Origin of the sequence: Sulfitobacter sp. F26169L (assembly GCF_026410285.1) — a bacterium.
Taxonomy (GTDB): Bacteria; Pseudomonadota; Alphaproteobacteria; order Rhodobacterales; family Rhodobacteraceae; genus Sulfitobacter.
In genome coordinates this window covers 106,167-128,625 of sequence record NZ_JAPMLP010000003.1, presented here as the reverse complement: position 1 = coordinate 128,625, position 22,459 = coordinate 106,167, and the positions used below count along the sequence as shown (strand labels likewise).

General features: G+C 57.8%; 20 protein-coding genes and 1 tRNA gene. 7 read left to right on the top strand and 14 right to left on the bottom strand.

What is annotated here, in order from left to right; genetic code table 11:
• The first annotated feature begins 7 nt into the window (after positions 1-7).
• Positions 8-1,591 carry a divergent polysaccharide deacetylase family protein gene (locus tag OS189_RS07435; RefSeq protein WP_267166665.1) on the top strand — a complete coding sequence of 528 codons (1,584 nt, stop codon included), beginning with the start codon at positions 8-10 and terminating at the stop codon, positions 1,589-1,591.
• Positions 1,592-1,673: 82 nt separating this feature from the next.
• On the top strand, positions 1,674-2,573 hold the full coding sequence (locus OS189_RS07430; RefSeq protein WP_267166664.1) for an MBL fold metallo-hydrolase: 900 nt from the start codon (positions 1,674-1,676) through the stop codon (positions 2,571-2,573).
• Between the two features lie 2 nt (positions 2,574-2,575).
• Here the strand turns inward: OS189_RS07430 and trpE are convergent, their stop codons facing one another.
• The 6 genes from trpE to fabI form a co-directional block, all read right to left on the bottom strand.
• Positions 2,576-4,087 (bottom strand): anthranilate synthase component I, encoded by a 1,512-nt coding sequence (gene trpE / locus OS189_RS07425; protein ID WP_267166663.1) that lies wholly within the window; start codon positions 4,085-4,087, stop codon positions 2,576-2,578.
• 1 nt (position 4,088) lies between these two features.
• Positions 4,089-5,930 carry a peptidyl-prolyl cis-trans isomerase gene (locus OS189_RS07420; RefSeq protein ID WP_267166662.1) on the bottom strand — a complete coding sequence of 614 codons (1,842 nt, stop codon included), beginning with the start codon at positions 5,928-5,930 and terminating at the stop codon, positions 4,089-4,091.
• 66 nt (positions 5,931-5,996) lie between these two features.
• Positions 5,997-7,181 (bottom strand): aminotransferase, encoded by a 1,185-nt coding sequence (locus OS189_RS07415; RefSeq protein WP_267166661.1) that lies wholly within the window; start codon positions 7,179-7,181, stop codon positions 5,997-5,999.
• A gap of 63 nt (positions 7,182-7,244) precedes the next feature.
• Entirely contained in the window at positions 7,245-7,778 is a 534-nt protein-coding gene (gene gpt, locus OS189_RS07410) for a xanthine phosphoribosyltransferase (RefSeq protein WP_267166660.1), read from the bottom strand.
• Positions 7,779-7,784: 6 nt separating this feature from the next.
• The gene (locus OS189_RS07405) at positions 7,785-8,387 is read right to left on the bottom strand and encodes a LysE family translocator (RefSeq protein ID WP_267166659.1); all 603 of its coding nucleotides are present in this window, start codon (positions 8,385-8,387) and stop codon (positions 7,785-7,787) included.
• A gap of 23 nt (positions 8,388-8,410) precedes the next feature.
• Positions 8,411-9,217, bottom strand: coding sequence for an enoyl-ACP reductase FabI (gene fabI / locus OS189_RS07400; RefSeq protein ID WP_267166658.1), 807 nt, complete (start codon positions 9,215-9,217; stop codon positions 8,411-8,413).
• Between the two features lie 227 nt (positions 9,218-9,444).
• Here fabI and pdxH point away from each other — a divergent pair, with 227 nt between their 5' ends.
• From pdxH to OS189_RS07375, 5 genes are all read left to right on the top strand, one after another.
• Entirely contained in the window at positions 9,445-10,050 is a 606-nt protein-coding gene (pdxH, locus tag OS189_RS07395) for a pyridoxamine 5'-phosphate oxidase (protein WP_267166657.1), read from the top strand.
• 75 nt (positions 10,051-10,125) lie between these two features.
• Positions 10,126-10,680: a cold-shock protein gene (locus OS189_RS07390; protein WP_267166656.1), complete on the top strand. Its 555-nt coding sequence runs from the start codon at positions 10,126-10,128 to the stop codon at positions 10,678-10,680.
• Positions 10,635-11,153 (top strand): DUF192 domain-containing protein, encoded by a 519-nt coding sequence (locus OS189_RS07385; protein WP_267166655.1) that lies wholly within the window; start codon positions 10,635-10,637, stop codon positions 11,151-11,153. The genes OS189_RS07390 and OS189_RS07385 overlap by 46 nt, the downstream gene beginning before the upstream one ends.
• A gap of 62 nt (positions 11,154-11,215) precedes the next feature.
• Positions 11,216-11,292: transfer RNA gene (locus OS189_RS07380), tRNA-Pro, on the top strand.
• A gap of 738 nt (positions 11,293-12,030) precedes the next feature.
• Complete coding sequence (locus OS189_RS07375) at positions 12,031-15,687, top strand: vitamin B12-dependent ribonucleotide reductase (RefSeq protein ID WP_267166654.1); 3,657 nt, start codon at positions 12,031-12,033, stop codon at positions 15,685-15,687.
• Positions 15,688-15,870: 183 nt separating this feature from the next.
• Here the strand turns inward: OS189_RS07375 and OS189_RS07370 are convergent, their stop codons facing one another.
• From OS189_RS07370 to OS189_RS07335, 8 genes are read right to left on the bottom strand one after another with little or no spacing between them, the layout of a single operon-like run.
• Positions 15,871-16,542 (bottom strand): NnrU family protein, encoded by a 672-nt coding sequence (locus tag OS189_RS07370; protein ID WP_267166653.1) that lies wholly within the window; start codon positions 16,540-16,542, stop codon positions 15,871-15,873.
• The gene (locus tag OS189_RS07365; RefSeq protein ID WP_267166652.1) at positions 16,539-17,747 is read right to left on the bottom strand and encodes an NnrS family protein; all 1,209 of its coding nucleotides are present in this window, start codon (positions 17,745-17,747) and stop codon (positions 16,539-16,541) included. The genes OS189_RS07370 and OS189_RS07365 overlap by 4 nt, the downstream gene beginning before the upstream one ends.
• Positions 17,744-17,989 carry a DUF6522 family protein gene (locus OS189_RS07360; RefSeq protein ID WP_267166651.1) on the bottom strand — a complete coding sequence of 82 codons (246 nt, stop codon included), beginning with the start codon at positions 17,987-17,989 and terminating at the stop codon, positions 17,744-17,746. The genes OS189_RS07365 and OS189_RS07360 overlap by 4 nt, the downstream gene beginning before the upstream one ends.
• Before the next feature lie 8 nt (positions 17,990-17,997).
• Positions 17,998-18,237: an NnrT protein gene (locus OS189_RS07355; RefSeq protein ID WP_267166650.1), complete on the bottom strand. Its 240-nt coding sequence runs from the start codon at positions 18,235-18,237 to the stop codon at positions 17,998-18,000.
• The gene (locus tag OS189_RS07350) at positions 18,234-18,407 is read right to left on the bottom strand and encodes a protein NnrT (RefSeq protein WP_267166649.1); all 174 of its coding nucleotides are present in this window, start codon (positions 18,405-18,407) and stop codon (positions 18,234-18,236) included. The genes OS189_RS07355 and OS189_RS07350 overlap by 4 nt, the downstream gene beginning before the upstream one ends.
• A gap of 1 nt (position 18,408) precedes the next feature.
• Entirely contained in the window at positions 18,409-20,292 is a 1,884-nt protein-coding gene (locus tag OS189_RS07345; protein ID WP_267166648.1) for a nitric oxide reductase activation protein NorD, read from the bottom strand.
• A gap of 12 nt (positions 20,293-20,304) precedes the next feature.
• A complete protein-coding gene (locus tag OS189_RS07340) occupies positions 20,305-21,102 on the bottom strand; it encodes a CbbQ/NirQ/NorQ/GpvN family protein (protein ID WP_267166647.1) in 798 nt (265 codons plus the stop codon).
• Between the two features lie 2 nt (positions 21,103-21,104).
• Entirely contained in the window at positions 21,105-22,454 is a 1,350-nt protein-coding gene (locus tag OS189_RS07335) for a cbb3-type cytochrome c oxidase subunit I (protein WP_267166646.1), read from the bottom strand.
• Positions 22,455-22,459: the final 5 nt, after the last annotated feature.

The window sequence follows — 22,459 nt, the reverse complement described above, 5'->3', positions numbered from 1 at the left end:
ATTACTTATGGCACGGGGCATTTTAAGCGGAATTGGATTGGGCGCGGTTTTTAGCGTTGGTGTTGCGGGGGTAGTGTCCGTGCTGGTCCCGATTGAGCCGCAGCGCGCGCCCGAACTGGGAACTGCCGAGACAATTGCCCCCCCGCAGCCTACCGTACCGCAGGCAACCGTTACCGTGACAGACAGCGAAAAAGGCGAAATCGGGCAGCCTCAGGTCAGTTTGCGCGCACCGGCAGGCGAAGAACTGCCGAAAGAACCCACCGGCGCTGCGCGTGCGCCGCAGGTGGCCAGCGCGCTGGAGAGCATGGTAGAGCAGCCGCAGATTTCGCCCGATCGTGTCGCGGCCCCGACACAAGAGTCTGCTTCTGTCGCATCTGCGCCGGAACAACTTTCGCCGGTGGGCAGTGATACGGCACCGCAGGCACCGGCGCCCCTGCCGCAACCGCAAACGGGAAGTGCCGCAAATTTGACAGTGCCGCGCCCTTTGCCCGAAGGTGTGGCCGTGCGGGTGGAGGACGACGCGCCTGTACTGCCCAATCCGCAAGCGCTGGCCCCGATGATCCCCGACGACAGCCCTGACAGTGAAATCGTCGAGCAAGATACAGCAGCAGCCGTACCGACGCAGGAACAAGAGGGTGAGGAAACGCTGGTTGTGGTCGAACCTGCACCAGCCCAAACACCGGATTCTGATGCGCAGGAAGAACCGGCGCAGGACCCCGAAACCGCAAGTGTCCCGCCGGTAAAGCCACGCATCGTTACTGTGCCGGGCAGTCAGACAAATACAATTGGCACCACCGCACGCCCCCGCGTAGGCACACCGGCGAACACCTTGATCAACCGCTCTGCAACAGATGACGATACGGCGGTCGAAACAGTCACGCAAAGCGTTGGTGATACCGCGCATGGCACCCCGTTGCACCGCTATGCCCAGCCATTTGAAAATCCCGAAGGCAAACCTCTGATGAGCATTGTCTTGATGGATACAGGAACCGATCTGGATGCCGCTGAAATCGGGCTGCCCGCATTGTCCAGCTTTCCCTATCCTATCAGCGTGGCCATTGATATGCGCCTGCCGGATGCCGCAAAGCGGATGGAGCGCTACCGCGCCGAAGGGTTTGACGTGCTGGCCATGGTCGATCTGCCGAGCGGTGCGCGCCCCACAGATGCCGAAGTGACGATGAGCGTGGCACTGAACGGCTTGCCCGAGATTGTGGGTGTTCTGGAAGGTACGGGCGAGGGGCTGCAAGGCTCCCGCGAAGTGGCCGATCAAGTTACAGGTATTCTGAAAGCCAGCGGTCATGGTCTGGTGACGCAGAACAGGGGCCTGAACTCCATGCCCAAACTTGCCGTGAAAGAAGGGGTGCCGGCCGCGCCGGTGTTCCGTGATTTCGACAGTCAGGGGCAAAAAGCCCGCGTCATTCGCCGGTTTCTGGATCAGGCTGCATTCAAGGCGGGGCAGGAGGGCGGCGTGATCATGCTAGGCCGTTTGCGTCCTGAGACCATCGAGGCGCTGGTCGTATGGGGGCTGGCCGATCGCGCCGGATCGGTTGCGCTTGCGCCTGTATCGGCGACTCTACTGGCGCAAAAATAGAAACCTCGGGCCACCCTGCAAAAATTGTGGAACAAATCCGCCGGATGATGTCTTCTACCTTTATATATTCAAAGGAGTAGATATGTCCTTATCCCGTACCAGCCCTTCGCGTGGTCCGCGCTCTGCGCAAGTGACCGGTTTCTACGATGCGCCAACCGGCAGCATCCAGTATCTCGTCGTCGATCCCGAAACCCGTACCGGCGCGCTGATCGACACGGTGCTGGGCTATCATCCTGCCTCTGCCTCGACAGACACTTCAGGGGCCGAGGCGATCCTGCGCTTTGCCGAGAGCGAGGGCGTCACAATCGAGTGGATTCTTGACACGCACCCCCACGCGGATCACCTGATGGCCTCGGCATTCCTCAGGGAACGGCTGGGTAAACCCAATGGCATCGGAGAGAAGGTAAGCGAAATTGCACAGCTTTGGCGCGACTATTACCACATGCCAGATGCCTTTGATCCCGAACGTGATTTTGATCATCTGTTCGCGGATGGTGACAGTTTCCGGATCGGGTCGCTTGATGTGCGCGTCATGCTCTCTGCGGGGCATACGCTGGGTTCGATCACCTACGTTGTGGGTGACGACGCGGCATTTGTGCACGATACTTTTATGCAACCGGATGCAGGCACTTCGCGGGCCGATTTTCCGGGTGGGTCAGCGGACGATTTGTGGAATTCGCTACAGAACATCCTCGCGCTGCCAGACGAGACTCGGCTGTTTGTCGGACATGATTACGGAACCGAATACCGCAAAATGCCCCAATGGGAATCCTCGGTGGCCGAGCAACGACGACATAACAAACACATTGGTGGGGGCACCTCAAAGGACACGTTTATCGAGATGCGCGAAAGCCGTGACAAGACGCTGAATTTGCCTGACCGTATGCTCGAGGTGCTTCAGATGAACCTGCGCGCAGGCCAGTTGCCCGCGCCGGAAGCGGACGGAAACAGCTATCTCAAGATACCGATGAACCGGTTCTGACTTCAGGTGTTGCTGCTGCCGTCAAAGCGCGCTGCATCTTCTGCGGCGCGCCGGATGGCACCGGATTTATGCACCGTTTCCATATATTCCGCCTCTGGGTCGCTGTCATAGACCACGCCGCCACCTGCCTGAATATAAAGGGTTTCATCTTTGATTACCGCCGTTCGTAAAGCGATGCACATGTCCATATCGCCACCGGCGCTGAAATACCCTACACCGCCGCCATAGACGCCGCGCTTTTCAGGCTCCAGTTCGTCGATAATCTCCATCGCGCGTACTTTGGGCGCGCCGGAAACCGTGCCTGCCGGCATACCTGCAAAGAACGCATCAATCGCATCGCAGTCGGGGCGCAACTCTCCCACCACGTTTGATACGATGTGCATCACGTGGCTGTACCGCTCAACGATGAATTCTTCGGTGGGGCGGACGGTGCCAATTTTTGCCACGCGGCCCACATCATTGCGGCCCAGATCGAACAGCATCAGATGCTCTGCCAACTCTTTCGGATCGGCCATCAGATCGGCTTCCAACGCGCGGTCTTCTTCGGGGGTTTTGCCACGGGGGCGGGTGCCTGCGATGGGGCGGATCGTTACCTCTTGTCCGAACACCCGCACCAGAATTTCAGGGCTGGCACCCACCACGTGAAAGCCGCCAAAGTTGAAGTAGAACATGAATGGTGACGGATTGGTGCGGCGCAGCGAACGATAAAGCGCAAAAGGCGGCTGCACAAACGGCTGTGCCCAACGTTGCGACGGGACGACCTGAAAGATATCACCCGCCTTGATGTATTCCTTGGCCTTCAGAACGGCGTCTTTGTAAGCATCTTTCGTGAAATTGCTGACAGGATCTGGGGTAGGCGTGGCATCGCCCAGATCACGGGATGTACCCGCGGGTGACCGCTCTAGATCACGCACTGCGTCCATCACACGCTCTGCCGCTTGGGCGTAGGCTGCGCGTGCGGTCTGTCCCTCGCTGACCCAGGCAGGTGACACGACGGTCACCTCACCCTTCACACCGTCCAGTACCGCAACCACCGAAGGGCGCAGCATCACAGCATCGGGCAGGTCTAGCGGATCAGGGTGGATGTGTGGCAAGCGTTCCACCAGCCGGATCATATCATAGCCCAGATATCCGAACAGACCGGCGGCGGATTGCGGCAGATCGTCGGGCAGCGCGATTTTGCTTTCCGCGATCAGCTCGCGCAGGGCGTCCAGCGGATCACCGTCAACCGGCGTATAAGCATCGGGATCATATCGTGCGGCGCGGTTTACTTCGGATGTGGTGCCACGGCAGCGCCAGATCAGATCGGGTTTCATGCCGATGATCGAATACCGCCCTCGCACTTCGCCACCGGTGACGGATTCCAGCATAAATGCATTTTCCGCAGCGCCGCCCAGCTTGAGCATCAGCGAAACCGGCGTGTCGAGATCAGCGGCCAGCCGCGTATATACGACCTGATGCTGCCCCGCGTTATAACAGGATGCGAACGTATCGAAATCGGGAGTAATAGCCATCTTACTGGAAATTCACGTTAACGGCATTGATAGCACGCGGATCGATATTCTGACCGGCGCGCAGCAAGGTATCTGCGGCGTAGATGTCGAACAGCCCCCGTGCCAGTGCTTCGTTTTGCTGTTCACGCAAGCGGGCGGTCAGTTGACGCGCTTCTTCACTGTCATCTGCCGGTTTGATTGCATCCAGTTGCACAAGAACAACGGTTTCCTCGCCTTCCATGATGCGGATTTCGCCGGGCTCCATTTCGAAAACCGTGCTCATGAAACCGGCAGGCGTGTTGGTGATAAAGGCATTGCGGGTCTGGCCGGTTTCGACACGCTGGGTCAGGCCCTGTTCGGGCAGAGATGTACCTGCTTCCGCGTTGCTCTTGGCTTTGTCGGCAAGCACGCGCAGATGTGAAACGATCTCGTCCGCGCGCCAACGGGCGGCCACATCGTCTGCGACTTCTTCATAGGTTGCAGGGCGCTCGGGCAACGATTCGTCCAGACGCAGGGCAAAAATACCGCCGTCTTCCAGCTGTTCGATTTTTGGGAAATCACCGTCGGAAACGGTCGCTGCCGCTCTGCGGAAATCCTCATAGGCGGCGATGTCATCGCTGCTGTCTACGGTCCAGTCGATCTGGCCCAGCACCATGTCGGTTTGCTCTGCCAGTTGCTCTAGCGTGGTGCCACCTGCAAGGCGGTCGTCGAAATCTTCGGCCTGTGCCTCAACGATGCGGATTGCGCGGTCTGTCGCCAACGCATCGCGCAGTTCCGGCTCGGCTTGCTCGAAGGTGATCTCCTGGGCGGGTAGAACCGCGTTTACACGAAACAGGGCGGGGCCCAGATCGCTGGGGGCAGGGCCGACAACGGTAGCGACTTCTGCCTCGAATACAGCGTCACCCGCAGCACCAAGCGAGGCGCGGTCCACATCACCCAGATCGACATCCGACAGTTCCAATCCACGTTCCTGAACCAGCGCTTCGAATGTGGTGCCACCCACTTCGAGTGCGGCAGCGGCCTGATCGGCGCTGGCCTGATCGGCGAACACCAGACGTTCTGTCAGGCGGCGCTCTGGCTGGTTATACTGTTCGGCGCGGGCATCGTATTCGGCGCGCAGCTCGCTTTCGGGCAGCTCGACCTGATCAATGATGTCTGTGGGGTTCAGCCATGCATAGGTGATCTTTTTGGTGGCGGGCAGCACAAAGCTGTCTGCGTTGGCCTCGAAATAGGCTTTCAGCGCTTCCTCGTCCGGCGCGGCGACCGGTGTTTCCAGTGTGTCTTCGTCCAGCAGGACCCACGTGAAATCACGCTGTTCGCTGACGTAAGCGACAAGGGTTTCGGCGTAAGCGGCTGGCATTTCCACGCCGCTCAGCACTGCACCCTGAAGAAGCTGGCGCGCAGTTTCTTCGCGCAGGCTTGTTTCGAACTCGGATTCGTTCAGACCGGCAGAGCGGAGCGACTGCGCATAGCCGTCACGATCAAAGGAGCCATCGACCCCTTGGAACGCGGGAATTTCGACAATCCGGTCCCGTAGCTGCGCATCGCCAATCGACAGACCCATCTGGGCCGCTTCGTGATCCAATGCGCGGTCACGCATGATACGTTGCAGCACCGCACGGTCCAGCCCCAGTTCCTGCGCTTGCTGAAAGCTCATCGGGGTGCCGGTCTGGCGGCTGATGGCGTTCAGCTCCTGCTGGATCTGGCGCGCGTATGTGTCCACGGGAATGGTTTTATCTCCGACCGAGCCAATGGTGCGGATATTGCCGCTGAGGTTGACTGCGCCAAAGCCGCCCAAACCCAGAAACAGAAGGCCCATAAGGCCCCACATTGCGGTTTTGCCGATGCTTGATCTTTTGGCCATGCTGGATACCCTTTGTGCGGTGTTTGCGACTGTCTAAGGGCTTGCTCCCAGAGGGGCAAGTGCCACCTAGCGGCGGGGCAAATTCAATGCGGCCAGCCGTTCAAACAGCGTGGCAATGCCTGCGGCATCCAGATTGGCAAATGCAATGCGCAGCTGTGTTGTGCCGGTAGAGGAATCCGCAGGATAAAACATCGTACCTGGCAGGCACAAAACGGCGGCTTCACGCACCAGAAGCGGTGCAAGCTCTGCGCTGTCCATCTCGAAAGGATGTTGCATGTATGCGAAATAACCGCCCAGACCTTTCAGACGCCACCCCTGTTCGGTCAGGGTCGGCAAATGGGTTTCTATGGCCGCGCGGCGGCGAAGGATTTCGGCGCGCTCGCCAGCGAGCCATTGATCGAGGTTTTGCATCCCCCAAAGGGCGGCGTGTTGCCCGATCTGGTTGGGACAGATTGCAACTGTGTCGAGAAACTTCTCCACTTCGCCCAGCCGCGCGGGGGAGGAAAGCAATGCGCCGATGCGGTGGCCGGTAAGGCGATAGGCCTTTGAAAAGGAATAGAGATGGATCAGCGTTTCATCCCAGTCAGCCCGTTTGAACAGGCTGTGGGGAATATCTGTGCCGGCGTGAAAGTCGCGGTAGGTTTCATCAACAATCAAGGCGATGCCGCGTGATTTTGCGATGTCATAAAAGGCTGTCACAAGATCGTCGGGGTATTCTGCACCGGTCGGGTTGTTCGGTGTGACCAGCACAATTGCACGGGTGCGCGGCGTGAGCAGTTTGGCGGCGTCCCACGGATCGGGCATCATGTTGCCCTCACACTTTAGCGGGACCGCTTTCACGCCTGCCATATCGAGCCACATTTTTTGATTGAAATACCACGGAACCGGGACAATCACTTCATCCCCTTCACCGCATAGAGATGCTATAGCGGCGGCGAAGGCCTGATTGCAGCCCGATGTAATAGCGACCTGCGCGCTGTTTACGGTGCCGCCGTATATCCGTGCAGTGCGTGCCGCCAGTTCGGTGCGCAACGCCGGCAGGCCCAAAACCGGACCGTAAAGATGTGCGGAATCGTCTGACAGCGCAGCATCTGCCATTGCACGGCGCAGATCAGTATGGGGCGGATCAACGGGAGCGGCCTGACTGACGTTGATGAGCGGCTTCGCCTCCGAAAACGTGACACCCTCCAGCCAGCGGCGCGCCTCCATCACGGGAGGGGGAAAGGTGGCTGCGGTGCGGGTCTGTGTCATTTCGGATGTCCGGATGTGATGCGTGCAGGCGGATTGAGTTTAGAAGAGAAATAAAGAAGCAGGTCAGTCCTTGCCGCGGTAGGGCTCGACATATTGCAGGGCCATATCCCAAGGGAAGAAAATCCATGTGTCCTGCGATACGCCGGTGATAAAGGTATCTACCATCGGTTCGCCGGCCGGTTTTGCGTAAACGGTAGCGAATTGCGCCTTGGGATAGAGTTTGCGGACCAGTTCAAGGGTTTTGCCGCTGTCGACCAGATCGTCGATAATCAGGATACCGGTGCCGTCACCCATCATTTCGGGATCGGGGGATTTGAGAACGCGGGCCTCGCGCCGCTGATCGGCTTTTCCGCCACCCGAGTGGTAGGACACCACTGATATTGTATCGACGGTGCGAATGTCCAACTCGCGCGCGACGATCATGGCCGGGGCCATGCCGCCACGTGTGATGGCAACCACAGCGCGCCACGCTCCGTCATCGGGGCCATTGCCATCCAGCCGCCATGCCAGCGCGCGGCTGTCGCGGTGGATTTGATCCCAGCTGATGTGAAAGCCTTTTTCGTGGGGCAGGCGGGCGGGGTCGGTTGTGTTGGACATTGATAATTACCTTTGCAGCAGAAGTTTCAGACCCAAGCCACCCAGCAGCAGTGCGGACAGGCGGTCAATAACGGGTTTTGCGCGCAGATAGCGCGCGCGTGCAGCCGGCGCGGTAAGAATAAATGCGCAGGCTGTGTAAAACAGGATTTCGAGAACCAGATGGTTGAGCGTAACGGCGGTTATTTCCATTGCGGTCAGGCCGGGTGGAAAGATGACCACCAGCACCGCCGCTGCAAACAACATGGATTTGGGATTGCCGAGATTGACGAGGAAACCTTCGACAAAGGCGCGACCCTGCGCTTTGGGTGCATTTGTTATCGGGGTGTTGGCACCGCGCCATGTTTTGACCGCCAGATAGAGCAGATAACAGGAGCCTCCGGCTTTCAAAGCGGTGTAGGCGAATGGAAACAGGGCAAACAGCGCATCAAGCCCGAGCAGGGCTGCCAATGTCCACAGACTGGCCATCAGACCCAGGCCGAAACCGGTTGCGATTCCTGCGCGCCGCCCGTTGGACACAGAACTGCGCACGGCCATCAAAAAAGCCGCGCCTGGGCTGAGGATTGAAATCATCAGGACGGCATTGAAGGCTATGATGTGCTCAACGGTCATGACATCACACCTTTTGCCGCTGGTCAGTCTTTTGACATGTCTGGTGCATCGACCGCTTTCATGCCGACCACGTGATAGCCTGCATCAACATGCAGATTTTCCCCTGTGGTGCCCGAACCCAGATCGGACAGAAGATAAAGAGCGGATTTGCCGACTTCGTCGATCGTCACATTGCGGCGCAGGGGCGAATTGTATTCGTTCCACTTCATGATGTAGCGGAAATCGCCGATGCCGGAAGCGGCGAGCGTTTTGATCGGCCCTGCTGAAATGGCATTGACGCGAATCCCGTCTTTACCAAGATCTTCGGCGAGGTATTTGACAGAGGCCTCAAGAGCGGCCTTGGCCACGCCCATTACATTATAATGTGGCATTACTTTTTCAGCGCCGTAGTAGGTGAGCGTCAGGCAGGAGCCGCCATTTTTCATCATCTTTTCCGCGCGCTGAACGACCGACGTAAAGGAGTACACCGAAATATCCATCGACATCGCGAAATTGGCGCGGCTGGTGTCGACATAGCGCCCGCGCAATTCGTTTTTGTCCGAAAAGCCGATCGCGTGTACGATGAAATCCAGTGTGTCCCAGCGGGCGGCCAGTCCCTCAAACAGCGCATCAATCGACGCTTCGTCACCCACATCACAGGGCAGGACCAGATCGGAGCCAAGCTGTGCGGCCAGTGGGTCAACTCGCTTTTTCAGCGCATCCCCCTGAAAGGAAAACGCCAGGTCGGCCCCGGCGTCGGCGAGTTGTTTGGCAATGCCCCAGGCGATTGATTTATCGTTGGCCAATCCCATGATCAGCCCCCGTTTGCCCGCCATCAGGTTATTCGACATGGCCATTCTCTCCGTTCATATTTGACTGATATCGGGTTTACGCGATTGCCTGTCCGTCATCAAGTCGGGGCAGGCCATATCGTGATTTTGGTTGCGCAGGCTGTCGCGATGGTAGATTTGTGTTCACAGGCAGTAGTCTAATAGGAATTTTCAAGGGCATTGCAGTTCAGCAGTGTTGGTCCTTTAATGACAGTTAGGACCGCCGCGCAAAAGGAAAGGATAGCCCAATGACAGACCGCACAGGTATCTTTGCAGGTGACGATCCTTTGGCACTGGCGCGCGACTGGCTCGCAGAGGCGTCCAAGGAAGAGATCAACGATCCAAATGCCATGGCACTTGGCACTGTCGATGGTGACGGTATGCCGAACGCGCGAGTTGTATTGCTTAAAGCCATCGAAGACGGAGCGTTTGTCTTTTATACCAATTATAATAGTGCAAAAGGGCAGGAGCTGGATCATTCCGGTAAAGCCGCATTTGTTATGCATTGGAAATCCCTGCGCCGGCAGGTACGGGCGCGCGGAATTATTACCCGCGAGGACGGTGTGAAGGCGGATGAATACTACGCGTCCCGTCCGCTCCGGAGCCGTCAAGGGGCGTGGGCATCGCGCCAGTCACAACCCTTGGAAAGCCGCGAGGCCCTGAAGCAGGCCTTGGAAAATGTCATATCAGAACACGGGGATAATCCCTCACGCCCAGAATTTTGGGGCGGTTACCGCCTGACTCCGCTGGAAATAGAATTCTGGGCTGACGGGGAAGCGCGTCTGCATAACAGGTTCCAGTGGCGCCGCGAGAACGTGGATGCATCTTGGACGATTACGCGGCTAAACCCGTGAATTTTAGAAAGTCCGCCTGTTTTTTGGCGGCAGGGCGTCAGGCTCCCAAAGATATTTGAAAGACTGTTTAACCATATGACACAAACACAAGATCAAGTGAACCAACCACATCGAATGACGGGCACGGTTAAATGGTTTGATCCGGTGAAGGGTTTCGGGTTTGTGGTGAGTGATCAGGGCGGTACAGATATTTTATTGCACGTGAATGTCTTGCGAAATTTCGGGCAAAGCTCGGTTGCGGACGGATCAAAGGTTGATTTGCTGGTACAGCAGACCGAAAGGGGCGTGCAAGCGTCAGAGGTTTTGTCGATCACTCCGCCCACAGGTACACATACCAATCTGGAGGACATCGCAGGGCTCGACAGCGAAGAAATATCTAAAAGCCCGATGGTGCCTGCGCGAATCAAATGGTTCGACAAGGCTAAGGGGTTCGGGTTTGCCAATGCGTTCGGCTGTCGCGAAGATGTTTTTGTCCATATGGATGTCCTGCGCCAGTCCGGCTTGTCAGATCTGGCACCGGGCGAAGCGATTGCGATGCGTATAATTTTGGGTAAGCGCGGCCGGATGGCCGCAGAGGTGCAGGCATGGGAAGCAGTGGTTTTAACCGAAGAGGGTTCCTCACCGGAATAGCCGCAGGAGCAGCGATTTTTGCGTCCGGTGTGCAGGCGAAAGCGCCTTACGATCCCTGTGGTCGGGATAATGTGATGATCACCGGCGGCTTTGGTACTGCGATGTTCCGCGTCGATGTCGTCGCGGACGAGCAGTCCCGCGCGCGCGGTCTGATGCATGTACCGAAGATGCCGATGAGCTATGGTATGTTGTTCTACTATCCTGAGCCGCAACTGATGAGTTTCTGGATGCGCAATACCCTCATCGAGTTGGACATGCTGTTTATTGATGCCGCCGGTGTTATCCGTCACATCCATGAACGCGCCAAACCGCTGGACGAAACGCCGATCTCGGGCGGCGATGATCTGCTTTCGGGTGTGTTGGAAATCAACGGCGGGCTTGCGCGGCGCATCGGGATCAAAGCGGGAGACGTTGTGTATCACCCGCACTTTGCCACCACTATAGATACCGCGCACTGCGACGTCGAAAAATAGATTACTTCAAGGGCGAATTTTGCCTTTTCAATCGCTACAGCCTTCGCTAAAGAGGCGTCAGTCGGGGCGTGGCGCAGCCTGGTAGCGCACCTGTTTTGGGTACAGGGGGTCGGATGTTCGAATCATCTCGCCCCGACCACATCTAAAAAAATCCCAATATCTTGTTTGGCCTTTTCGCAGCAGCGAAAGGGCCACAAGATGTTTTGCTATTCAGTTTACCAGAATCGGCCCGCTACGGGGAATCGCGGCTCTCGGAGACTGGTGCCAAAAATTAACGGATAGCCACATGTTGTGCACAGCTCGGCATATTCGGCGCGTTTTGATACCACCGGTAGTATTTTCCCCGCGTGCGACTGTGACCGGATTACCCCAACGCGCAGTCCTTTGGTGTCTGGCAATGATCTGGCGGGCGCGGCGCAGCTGACCTGCTTTATGTTATTTTCTTGTTAACCATTCCGCGCCTGCACGGTCACAAATAGGTCGAAAGCCATGGTTTTTATGGCTGTTTCTCAAAACCGGTGTCGCGCGTCGTTTTACTTATTATTGAGACTGAATCACGTATCGGAATCGGGAGGGGGCGGATTGACCTTCGTCAACCGTGTAAAAATGAATTTAATACTAATAAATCCGTTGACCAGATAGGGGCTGTTACGCCAGATTGTGCGAGCAGACGGTCACGCCACAATATGTAGTGGTTAAACGCTCTTTTGGCGGATCGAGCAGTAAGTACAGGCAATGCGTCATACATGGCGGATATAGCGGCACGATCCAGGGGCTCTCTCTTGGTCGACAGTCGGCTTGACCTTACTGCACTGCAAGGAGGCTGGGCGGGCAAGTGTGCGTCTGTAAATAGGAATGCTGGATATGGGGCAGCGCGATGAAAATTGAACGGAACTTCACTACTCAGGGGCAAGACGCCTACGCGGATCTGGATTTTGTGAGCACTGTCTCGGAAATCCGCAATCCTGACGGATCGGTTGTCTTTCATCTCGACAATGTCGAAGTTCCGAAATCCTGGAGTCAGGTTGCCTCCGACGTCATCGCGCAGAAATATTTCCGCAAAGCGGGTGTGCCTTCTGCCACCAAGCGCGTGAAAGAGAAGGGTGTACCTGAATTCCTGTGGCGCTCTGTCCCCGCCGAGGACGCGGAAATGGGCGGCGAGACGTCTTCAAAGCAGGTATTCGATCGACTTGCAGGCGCATGGGCCTATTGGGGCTGGAAGGGTGGCTACTTTACCACCGAAGAAGACGCGCGCAGCTACTTTGACGAAATGCGCTATATGCTTGCGTCGCAACGCGCGGCGCCGAACTCACCGCAGTGGTTCAACACCGGGCTCCACTGGGCCTACGGTATCGATGGCCCGGCGCAGGGTCACTATTATGTGGATTACAAATCAGGCGAGCTGACGCGCTCCACCTCCAGCTACGAACACCCCCAGCCGCACGCCTGTTTTATTCAGTCCGTTGCAGACGATCTGGTCGGCGATGGCGGCATCATGGATTTGTGGGTCCGCGAAGCGCGCCTGTTCAAATACGGCTCCGGCACCGGGACAAACTTCTCCTCCCTTCGTGGCGCGGGTGAAAAGCTGTCGGGTGGGGGTAAATCCTCCGGTTTGATGGGTTTCCTGAAAATAGGTGACCGCGCCGCCGGTGCGATTAAATCGGGTGGCACCACACGCCGTGCAGCCAAGATGGTGATCGTTGATGCGGATCACCCCGATATCGAAGATTTCATCAACTGGAAAGTTCTCGAAGAGCAAAAGGTCGCGTCCATCGTTGCCGGCTCCAAAATGCACGAACAGAAGCTGAACCTGATCTTTGCCGCGATCGCAGGCTGGGACGGTCTGGAAGCAGACGCGTACGACCCTGCCAAGAACGACCAGTTGAAAGCCGCAGTTCGCGCCGCCAAAAAGGTAGCGATACCGGAGACATACGTGAAACGGGTGCTGGATTACGCAAAGCAGGGCCACACCTCTATCGAGTTCCCGACGTACGACACCGACTGGGACTCCGAGGCGTATAGTTCCGTTTCAGGCCAGAATTCCAACAACTCGATCCGCGTCACCAACGGCTTTTTGACCGCTGTCGAGAAGGATGCCGATTGGGAACTGCTTGACCGCACCACAGGGAAAGTGGCCAAGACAATCCGCGCACGTGATCTGTGGGATCAGGTCGGACATGCCGCATGGGCATGCGCCGATCCGGGCATTCAGTATCACGATACGGTAAACGACTGGCACACATGCCCCGAAGACGGCGCGATCCGCGGCTCTAACCCGTGTTCGGAATATATGTTCCTTGACGACACGGCTTGTAACCTCGCGTCGATGAACCTGCTGACTTTCCTCAAGAATGGTGAATTTCAGGTTGAAGATTACATGCATGCTTCGCGGCTGTGGACTGTAACGCTCGAAATCTCGGTGATGATGGCGCAGTTCCCGTCCAAAGAGATTGCGCAGCGCTCGTATGATTTCCGCACGCTGGGTCTGGGCTATGCAAACATCGGCGGATTGCTGATGAACATGGGCTACAGCTATGACAGTGAAGAGGGCCGCGCGTTGTGTGGTGCGCTGACAGCCATTATGACCGGCGTTGCCTATGCCACCTCCGCCGAAATGGCGGGTGAACTGGGCGCGTTCCCCGGTTACAGTAAAAACAGCGAACACATGCTGCGGGTGATCCGCAATCACCGCCACGCGGCTTACGGCGAGAAGGCCGGCTATGAAAAGCTGGCGATCAAGCCCCTGCCGCTGGATCATGCCAACTGCCCGCAGGCCGGTCTGGTTGATGTGGCAATGTCCACATGGGACGAGGCGCTGACGCTGGGCGAAAAGCACGGCTACCGCAACGCGCAGACATCCGTGATTGCGCCAACCGGCACCATCGGTCTGGTGATGGATTGTGACACCACGGGGATCGAGCCTGACTTCGCGCTGGTGAAGTTCAAAAAGCTTGCCGGTGGTGGCTATTTCAAGATCATCAACCAGTCTGTGCCTGCCGCGTTGGAAAAGCTTGGCTATGGCTCTGCCCAGATCGAAGAGATCGTCAGCCATGCAGTTGGTCATGGCAGCATCGGGAATGCACCCGCGATCAACCACACCACGCTGATGGGCCACGGTTTTGGCCCCAACGAGCTGGCCAAGATTGATGGCGCGCTGGCCTCTGCATTTGATATCCGGTTTGTGTTCAACCAGTGGACATTGGGCGAGGCGTTTTGCACCCAGGTGCTGGGCATCCCCACAGACAAGCTGAACGACCCGACGTTCGATCTGCTGAAATCGCTGGGCTTTTCCAAACAAGATATCGAGGCCGCAAACGACCATGTCTGTGGCACGATGACTCTGGAAGGCGCGCCGCATCTCAAGCAGGAACACTACAGCATTTTTGATTGCGCAAATCCGTGCGGCAAGAAGGGCAAACGGTATCTGTCGGTGAACAGCCACATTTATATGATGGCTGCGGCACAATCGTTCATCTCGGGCGCGATCTCCAAAACGATCAACATGCCCAATGATGCCACCATTGAGGATTGCCAGAAAGCGTATGAATTGTCGTGGTCGCTGGGCATCAAGGCAAATGCTCTTTACCGTGACGGATCAAAACTGTCGCAGCCTTTGGCGGCAGCGCTGGTCGAAGACGACGACGAGGCGGCAGAGACGCTGGAAAGCGGATCGATCCACGAGAAATCCGTCGTGATGGCGGAAAAGATCATCGAAAAGGTGATCGTGAAAGAGATCGTCAAGTCCCACCGTGAAAAGATGCCACAACGGCGCAAGGGCTATACCCAGAAGGCCAATATCGGCGGCCACAAGGTATATCTGCGCACGGGCGAGTATCAGGACGGCAACCTTGGCGAAATCTTCATCGATATGCACAAGGAAGGCGCGGGTTTCCGCGCGATGATGAACAATTTCGCCATCGCTGTGTCTGTCGGCCTGCAATACGGTGTGCCGCTGGAAGAATTCGTCGATGCGTTTACATTTACGAAATTCGAGCCTGCGGGCATGGTGCAGGGCAACGACAGCATCAAATCGGCCACCTCGATCCTCGACTATATTTTCCGCGAACTAGCGGTCAGCTATCTGGACCGTACGGACCTTGCGCATGTGCAGCCACAGGGCGCGACATTCGATACCTTGGGACGCGGTGAGGAAGAGGGTGTGTCCAATGTATCCGAACTGTCGGAAAATGCGGCGGCGAAATCCCTTGAAGTGCTTAAGCAAATCAGCTCTCCGGGGTATCTGCGCAACCGCGTGCCGCAAAACCTGACGGTGTTGCAAGGGGGGCAGTCGGCAGCGATGCAGGCGCTGACATCGGTGATGCCGCAGGAAGACGGCGGCGTTGCGACAGCAGTTGCAGTTGCCAGCAGTAGCACGGCCATTTCCTCGGGGGCGGTATCGATGGACAGCCGCACAAAGGCAAAGATGCAAGGCTATGAAGGCGAAGCCTGTGGCGAGTGCGGTAACTACACGCTGGTGCGCAACGGCACTTGTATGAAGTGCAACACCTGCGGCGGCACCTCGGGTTGTAGCTGACAAATCTGGTCGGGCATAACATGCCCGACCCTTGAAATTCGAATCCGGGGCGGGTGCGCTTGCCCCTGACGCTGACCAAGCCACAGGCATAAAACAACAACGAGCGGTAAACTAACGAGCTCGGTCATGCGAACCTCGGGGTGCCTTCGGGCACCCCTTTTTTTCCGGCTCTCTCTCTGCGCCCTAGATCAGCGGGACGCGAATGATTGCACTGTGAAACACGAAAAGGCAGGCATAGACGGTCACGGCAATAACGGTACGTTTCAGCAGCCAAGGCAGATCGGCTGTGCGGGGCGCAAGCGGGCGGTGCCGTCTGGCGCTATCAAGGGTTGCCTGCCAGTGCTGCGGCGTCATTTCCCGCTTTTTGCGCCTGTCGATCAATTTTCGACCCAACACGGCAAAGCCTGCAAAAATGCCGAACAGCAGCACATGCGCCAGATCGCCGTTGGGTAACAGATGCAGGGCCGCCCACAGCGCCAGTGCAGCCAGTACCGGATGCCGTAGCCAGCCAACAATTCCGGGATGACGTGGATCAAAGCTGTTGTTGTCGGCACCGCCGAATGAAAACGGGTTGGGCCGCCCCAGGCTGTAGGCGACAATCAGGCACACGATCAACATACCGGCAAAAACCACATGATGCATCCATGGTGCTTGCGCCCAGATCATTACAAATGGCGCGTGGCGCGCCGCTGCAATTACAGCGGCGAGCATACCCAATGACAACAGCGAATAGGCCAGCGTAAAGCCGCGCTCTCCCAATCCTGCCACCAGTCGCGCGCGGATTTTCGGGCGCACGGGGATGGAGTGGGTCAGAAAGAACAGCGCAATCACACCACCATATTGCAGCCAGCTCATTGTTTCGGCCCCTTCTTCGCCAACACAAGCATGGGGCCGTATATCGCGACGAAACTGGCAAAGCCGATTATCCAGAACAACGCCGAGGCGTCCAGCAGTGCGGTACGCATATCCGGCAACAGATCGGCGGCAAGCCGCAGGGGGACAGACAGGATCAACGCCAGATATAGCGCGGTGGTGGTGTGGCCGGCTTCGAGCGGATGGCCCGCATGGCCCCGGGTGGCGCGGGTCATCACGGCGATCGTCATCAGCCCGATCGCGCCTGCGGTCCAGATGTGAAGGGCGGCAGCCTGTGAAATGCTGTCAGGGAACAGGATCGAGACGCCCATGGCCAGCGCGCCCAAGGGGACAAACAAAAACGCGACGTGCAAAATCCAGACCAGTGGTTCGGCAACAGTCGCAAGACCCTGCCAGCGAACCAGTCGCATCAGGTTCAGACCGGCAATCAAAACAAGGGCCGCGCCGGTCAACGGGTTGTGGGCCGCAACGCTCCACCCCAGCAGGGCAGCAAGGGTGACCAGAACGGTCGCTTTGTCAAACCTCTGCATAGGAGGTGTGGGTAGCTTGCTCACCTGTCGTTTGACCAGCCAGTTGCGGGTAAATGACGGGATGATCCTGCCACCGATCAGCGAAATCAGCACCAGAACCAGCGACAGTCCCAGACGCATCCCAAGCCCTTGGGCGGCGCCACCGCCCTGTGCGGCTTCCAGATGGAATAAAAGGTTCGCGATAATCAAGGCGCTAACCAATGCCAGCACGGGCAGGTTGCGCCAGTTTTTTCCGGCGATGATTTCACGTAGAATAATCAGGCTCAGCACCGCTAGAAAGGCCAGATCAAGCGTGCTCATCAGCCAGACGGGAAGGTAACCGGATACGGCAACCGCTAGCCGCCCCAGCAGCCAGAGTGCGGCCAGCCCGCCAAGCGGCCAGCCGACCACCGGCAGGCGGCCTGTCCAGTTGGGCACTGCAGTCAGTAGAAATCCGGCGATCACGGCGCTTAGGTATCCGAACAGGAATTCATGGGCATGCCATGTCACGGGATCAAATCGGGTCGGCAGGTCCAGCAGCCCCGACAGCATCGCAATCCAGATTACCATCGCGCAAGCAGCCCAGACAGCAGCAAAAAGGAACATCGGGCGGAACCCGAAACTGAGAAGGGCAGGGCCACGCCACTGGCGCATTTGTTCGGCGGTTGAAAGGGTCATGTCTGTTTTCCAACGGGTGTACGAATTGTCGAGAGCACAGTGCCATCCGCTGCGCATGTCAGCCGGATGCGTCTGTTATCGTAAAAAAAGGTCAGCCGGTAACGGCCTGCATCTTCATCAATGCCTGTTTCGAAAAGGCTGGTGATCTGGCCGCTGCGCATCTTCTGCGGCACCGCTGCGGGCTCAATCCCCAGCAATGGCCCCAGATCCTCTGCGTCAACAGTGGCTTGACCGTCTGTCATTGTAATTTTCACTGACCTGCCTCACCTTCTGCCTGATCCATCAGCCGCCGGATATGTCGTGCAAATGCAATCGATGCAGGCACGCCGATGACGCATCCAAGCGCAAATGACCAGCCCGTTGCCAACACAGGGCCACCCATCCAGCTGCCGATAAGGGCGGCGAAGAATACATTTACCCCCGCAGCCCCAGCGGCAAACGGGTAAAGCACCAGCGCAATCTTGCGCGAGGACCAGCCTTCTTGGGTCATTTTCGCATCACCAGGTAGTTCACCAGCGCCAGCGCGGCAATCAGCATGATTGATGCAAGTGCGAACCACATCTCGGCAGTGGCGGATTGGGCCTGAGGGATGGGACGTTCAAATCCGGCAGCCCAGACGGGTGAAGCGATAACCATGAGGAAGGGAGTAAGATAGCGCATTTCAGGTCTCCTGAGTGAGTGTGCGGTAAATATCGGGGAGGGCGCGGGGCAGGCGGGCGGGATCGGGCAGCAGGCTGAAGCCGCCCCGCCCGAATATACGCGCAAACCAGTCCTGGCCGTCTTCATCGATGATGACGCCGTGCAAGCTCTGCCCCGCGCTGCGTGCTTCGCGCACCGCCATACGGCTGTCTTCGACACCGTGCTGGCCCTCGTAGTGGTCCAGATCGTTGGGTTTGCCGTCTGTGAGAACGATCAACAGCTTGCGGGTGGCGGATTGCTCGGCCAGCATGGCAGAGGTGTGGCGGATCGCAGCCCCCAGACGGGTGTAATGCCCGGGGATAAGGGCGCAAATGTTTGCCGTGATCGCCGGTGACATCTTGGTTTCAAACCCTTTGCATCGGGTCAGGAACACGCGGTCACGGCGCAAAGAGGAAAATCCCCAGATGCCCAGACTGTCACCGGCTGCGTCAATGCCAGTGGCAAGCGCGGCCAGCGCCTCGCGCGCCACATCGATGACGCAGGTATCGCCCACCGCCGCCTCGGTCGAGCGGGATGTGTCAATCAGAAAGGCAACAGCCAGATCGCGTTCTATCTGACGTGCGGATTGCCAGATGCGGTCGCTGCCGTGTCCGGTGGCCTTCAGGTTGGCCTGCGCGCTGATCAGCGCGTCAAGATCCAGCTCGCTGCCGTCAATCTGGCGCGGACGCAGGATGCGTCGGGGGCGCAGTGTTTCGAACTGGCGACGCACCTCACGGATGCGCGCGGCGTTCGGGGTGAATGTGTTCTTTTCATCAGGCACCGCAGGAGCATCAAGAACGCGGCAATGTGCATCCATATAGCTGCGGCTGCGATGGTTCCACTCGGGGTAGGTAAACTCGCCAGCGAGCTTTTCATGGTCTGCGTCAGAGGGCGACAGATCAAGGTGCAGGCGCAGACGGGTTGCCGCTTTCTTGTCGACCTTCGACAGGGTGATATTGTCCTGATCGTCTGCCGCTTTCTGGGCGTTTTCGTCATCGTCATCGTCAACGCTGCGGTTGAGATTCATGGATTCAACCCATGACAGGATCGATTCAAAGCGGTGCAGGATGAAGCTGTCCTTGCGGTTCACCTCGTCGCGGTCCTTACGCTCGCCCAGTTTACGGCTGGTTGTGGCGGCGGTGGGGGGCGGTGCTGCGGCTTCTTCTGCTTCCTCGACACTGGCGGATACACCCGATCCTGCCGCATCAAAACGTAGCCAGAACGGGACGGGGGCAAATGGCATATATTGGCGGTCACTCGCGACATCCTGCACATCTGCTCCGGCGCCGCTCAACCAGTCGCGCACCGCTTGTTCGATTGCCGCTTCGGGCGCGGGCAGGCGCGGTGTGCTGCGTGCTGCAAGGGTCAGTTCAACCATCCGGCGATAGGCGTCACGCAATCCTGCGCATGCGGCCAGCGCCTTTACGGTGGCCAACCCGTTCGCGCGGATGTTGTCGCAATCGGCGGCGTGGGGCGTGGGGGCGGCCGCGGGAATATGCGCATGTGCCGCCAATGCAACCAGCCAGAAATAGGTTGCACGATTTAGTGCACGTTCGGGATAGGTTGCGATGAACGGGGGCAGGCGCAGGCGTTCGCCATCAAAGCTGGCGATGTATTCCTTCTCCCGCTCGGATCCCAGTTTGCGCTGTAACGTGCGGCGGTGGCGGACCAGCGTGGCGGGCGCTTCGCCGAACTCCACACCGGCATCGCCACCAAGGGCACGAAACAGCACCGCAAGGCTTGGCCTGACATCTGCCAGCATCACAGCCGCATCGGGATAAAGCGTATCCGTGCCCATCCCGTGCGCCATGTTGTGCCACAGGTTGCCAACGGTTTCTTCCGGCTCCATCAGGTCAAGCAGATGCATTGCGTAAATTCCTTATCCGTAAACCGTGGCGACCAGATCGCGCAGGGCGGTCTGGATGTCTTCGTCATCGCTGAGCGGTTCGATGATTGCAGCCTCGATCGCCTGATCAACACCCATACCAGCAGCCAGCAGGGTCGCGGCATAGATCAACAGACGGGTTGAAACGCCTTCCTCAAGGTCCATCCCCGACAGTGCGCGGATGTGTCCCGCCAACCGGACAAGAGGGGCGGCGCGCCTTTCCTCAAGCCCGCTTTCACGGACCACAACGGCAAGTTCCAGATCCGGTTCGGGGAAATCGAAGGTAACGGACAAAAACCGCTGCCGTGTTGACGGCTTCATCCGCTTCAGCACGTTCTGGTAGCCGGGGTTATAGCTGGCCACCAGCATGAAGTCTTTGGGCGCGACCAGTTCTTCGCCGGTGCGGTCGATCATCAGGGTGCGGCGGTTGTCGGTCAGCGGGTGCAACACAACTGTTACGTCCTTGCGCGCCTCGATCACCTCGTCGAGGTAACAAATCCCGCCGGTCCGCACTGCGCGGGTCAGCGGCCCGTCAACCCAGACGGTTTCGCCCCCCTTGAGCAGGTAGCGCCCGATCAGATCAGCGGCGGAGAGATCGTCATGGCAGGCCACTGTATACAGCGGCTTGCCCATCTTGGCGGCCATATGTTCGACGAAACGGGTTTTGCCGCAGCCGGTCGGCCCCTTCAAAAGAAGGGGCAAACCGTTTTCATGGGCCATCTCGAACAGCTCGCATTCGCGGCCCGAGGGGGCGTAGTGTGGTACATCGTGGAGGGTGACGTGATCTTTCATCATCATTCTCCCGCCACAGGGATACGTGGACCCGGCTCGATGATTTCACGTTTGCGCACGACCAGTTGTGAATAGATGAACAACAGTGCACCCAACACCACCGCTACACCGGAACCGAAGCGCATTATGTAGAACAGGGACAGGCTGTCCTGAACTTCCATATAGTAGTCGCCAACGACCCGTTGCATGTGGGTCTGGATTGTTCCTGCGAAGGTCAGCACGAAGGTCATAAACGCCATCCCGCCTGTCATCAGCCAGAAGCTGGCCATGTTGAGCACCTGATTATAGGGCTGGCGCTGGCGCAGCAGAGGCATTGCATAGGTGAAGATTGCAAGGTTCAGCGCCACATATGCACCGTAGAACGACAGGTGCCCGTGTGCGGCAGTGATCTGCGTGCCGTGGGAATAGAAGTTAACCCCGTGCAGCGTGTGCAGAAAGCCCCAGACACCCGCACCGAAGAAGGCAACAGTGGCAGAACCCAGCGACCACAACAGCGCGGCCTTGTTGGGGTGGTTACGCTTGCCTTTCCAGACCATGACAAATGCAAAAGACATCATCAGGAAGAACGGGATCACTTCGAAGGTCGAGAAAATGGAGCCGATCCACAGCCAGTAGCTGGGCAGGCCGATCCAGTAGTAGTGGTGTCCCGTGCCAAGAATGCCCGAAAACAGTGCGGTGGCGACGATAACGTACAACCATTTTTCGATGATCTCGCGGTCCACACCGGTCAGCTTGAGCAGCAGGAAGGCGAGGATGGAGGCCATGACCAGTTCCCATGTGGCTTCGACCCACAGGTGAACGACAAACCACCAGTACATTTTGTCCAAGGACAGGTTGTCAGGGTTGATGAATGCGAAAATCCACAGCAGGGACAGCAGCCACATGCCCATAAGCAATACGTTGGTAATGGCTGTCTTCTTGCCCGCCAGAACCGTCATGGAGATGTTGAACAGGAAGATCACGGCAGCGACGAGAATACCGAATTTCACCCAGAGCGGTTGTTCGAGAAATTCGCGCCCCCCGTGGATACCCACCAGATAGCTGCCCACCGCGCCAAGTGTACCGACCACAAGAAGGATCAGTTGCAGATAGGCGAGCTTGACCGAATAGATTTCACGCTCTGATTCTTCGGGAACCAGAAAATAGGCGGCCCCGAAAAAGCCGAGCAGCAACCACACAATCAGCGCGTTGGTGTGAATCATCCGGATGACGTTGAACGGCAGTATTTCGGACAGGAAGTTGGGAGAGACATAAATCCACCCCGCCAGCAGCCCGCCGATAACCTGAATGGCGAACAGGCCCATTGCGCAGATAAAATACGCGTAGGCGATTTTTTGTGTTTCATATTTCATGATTG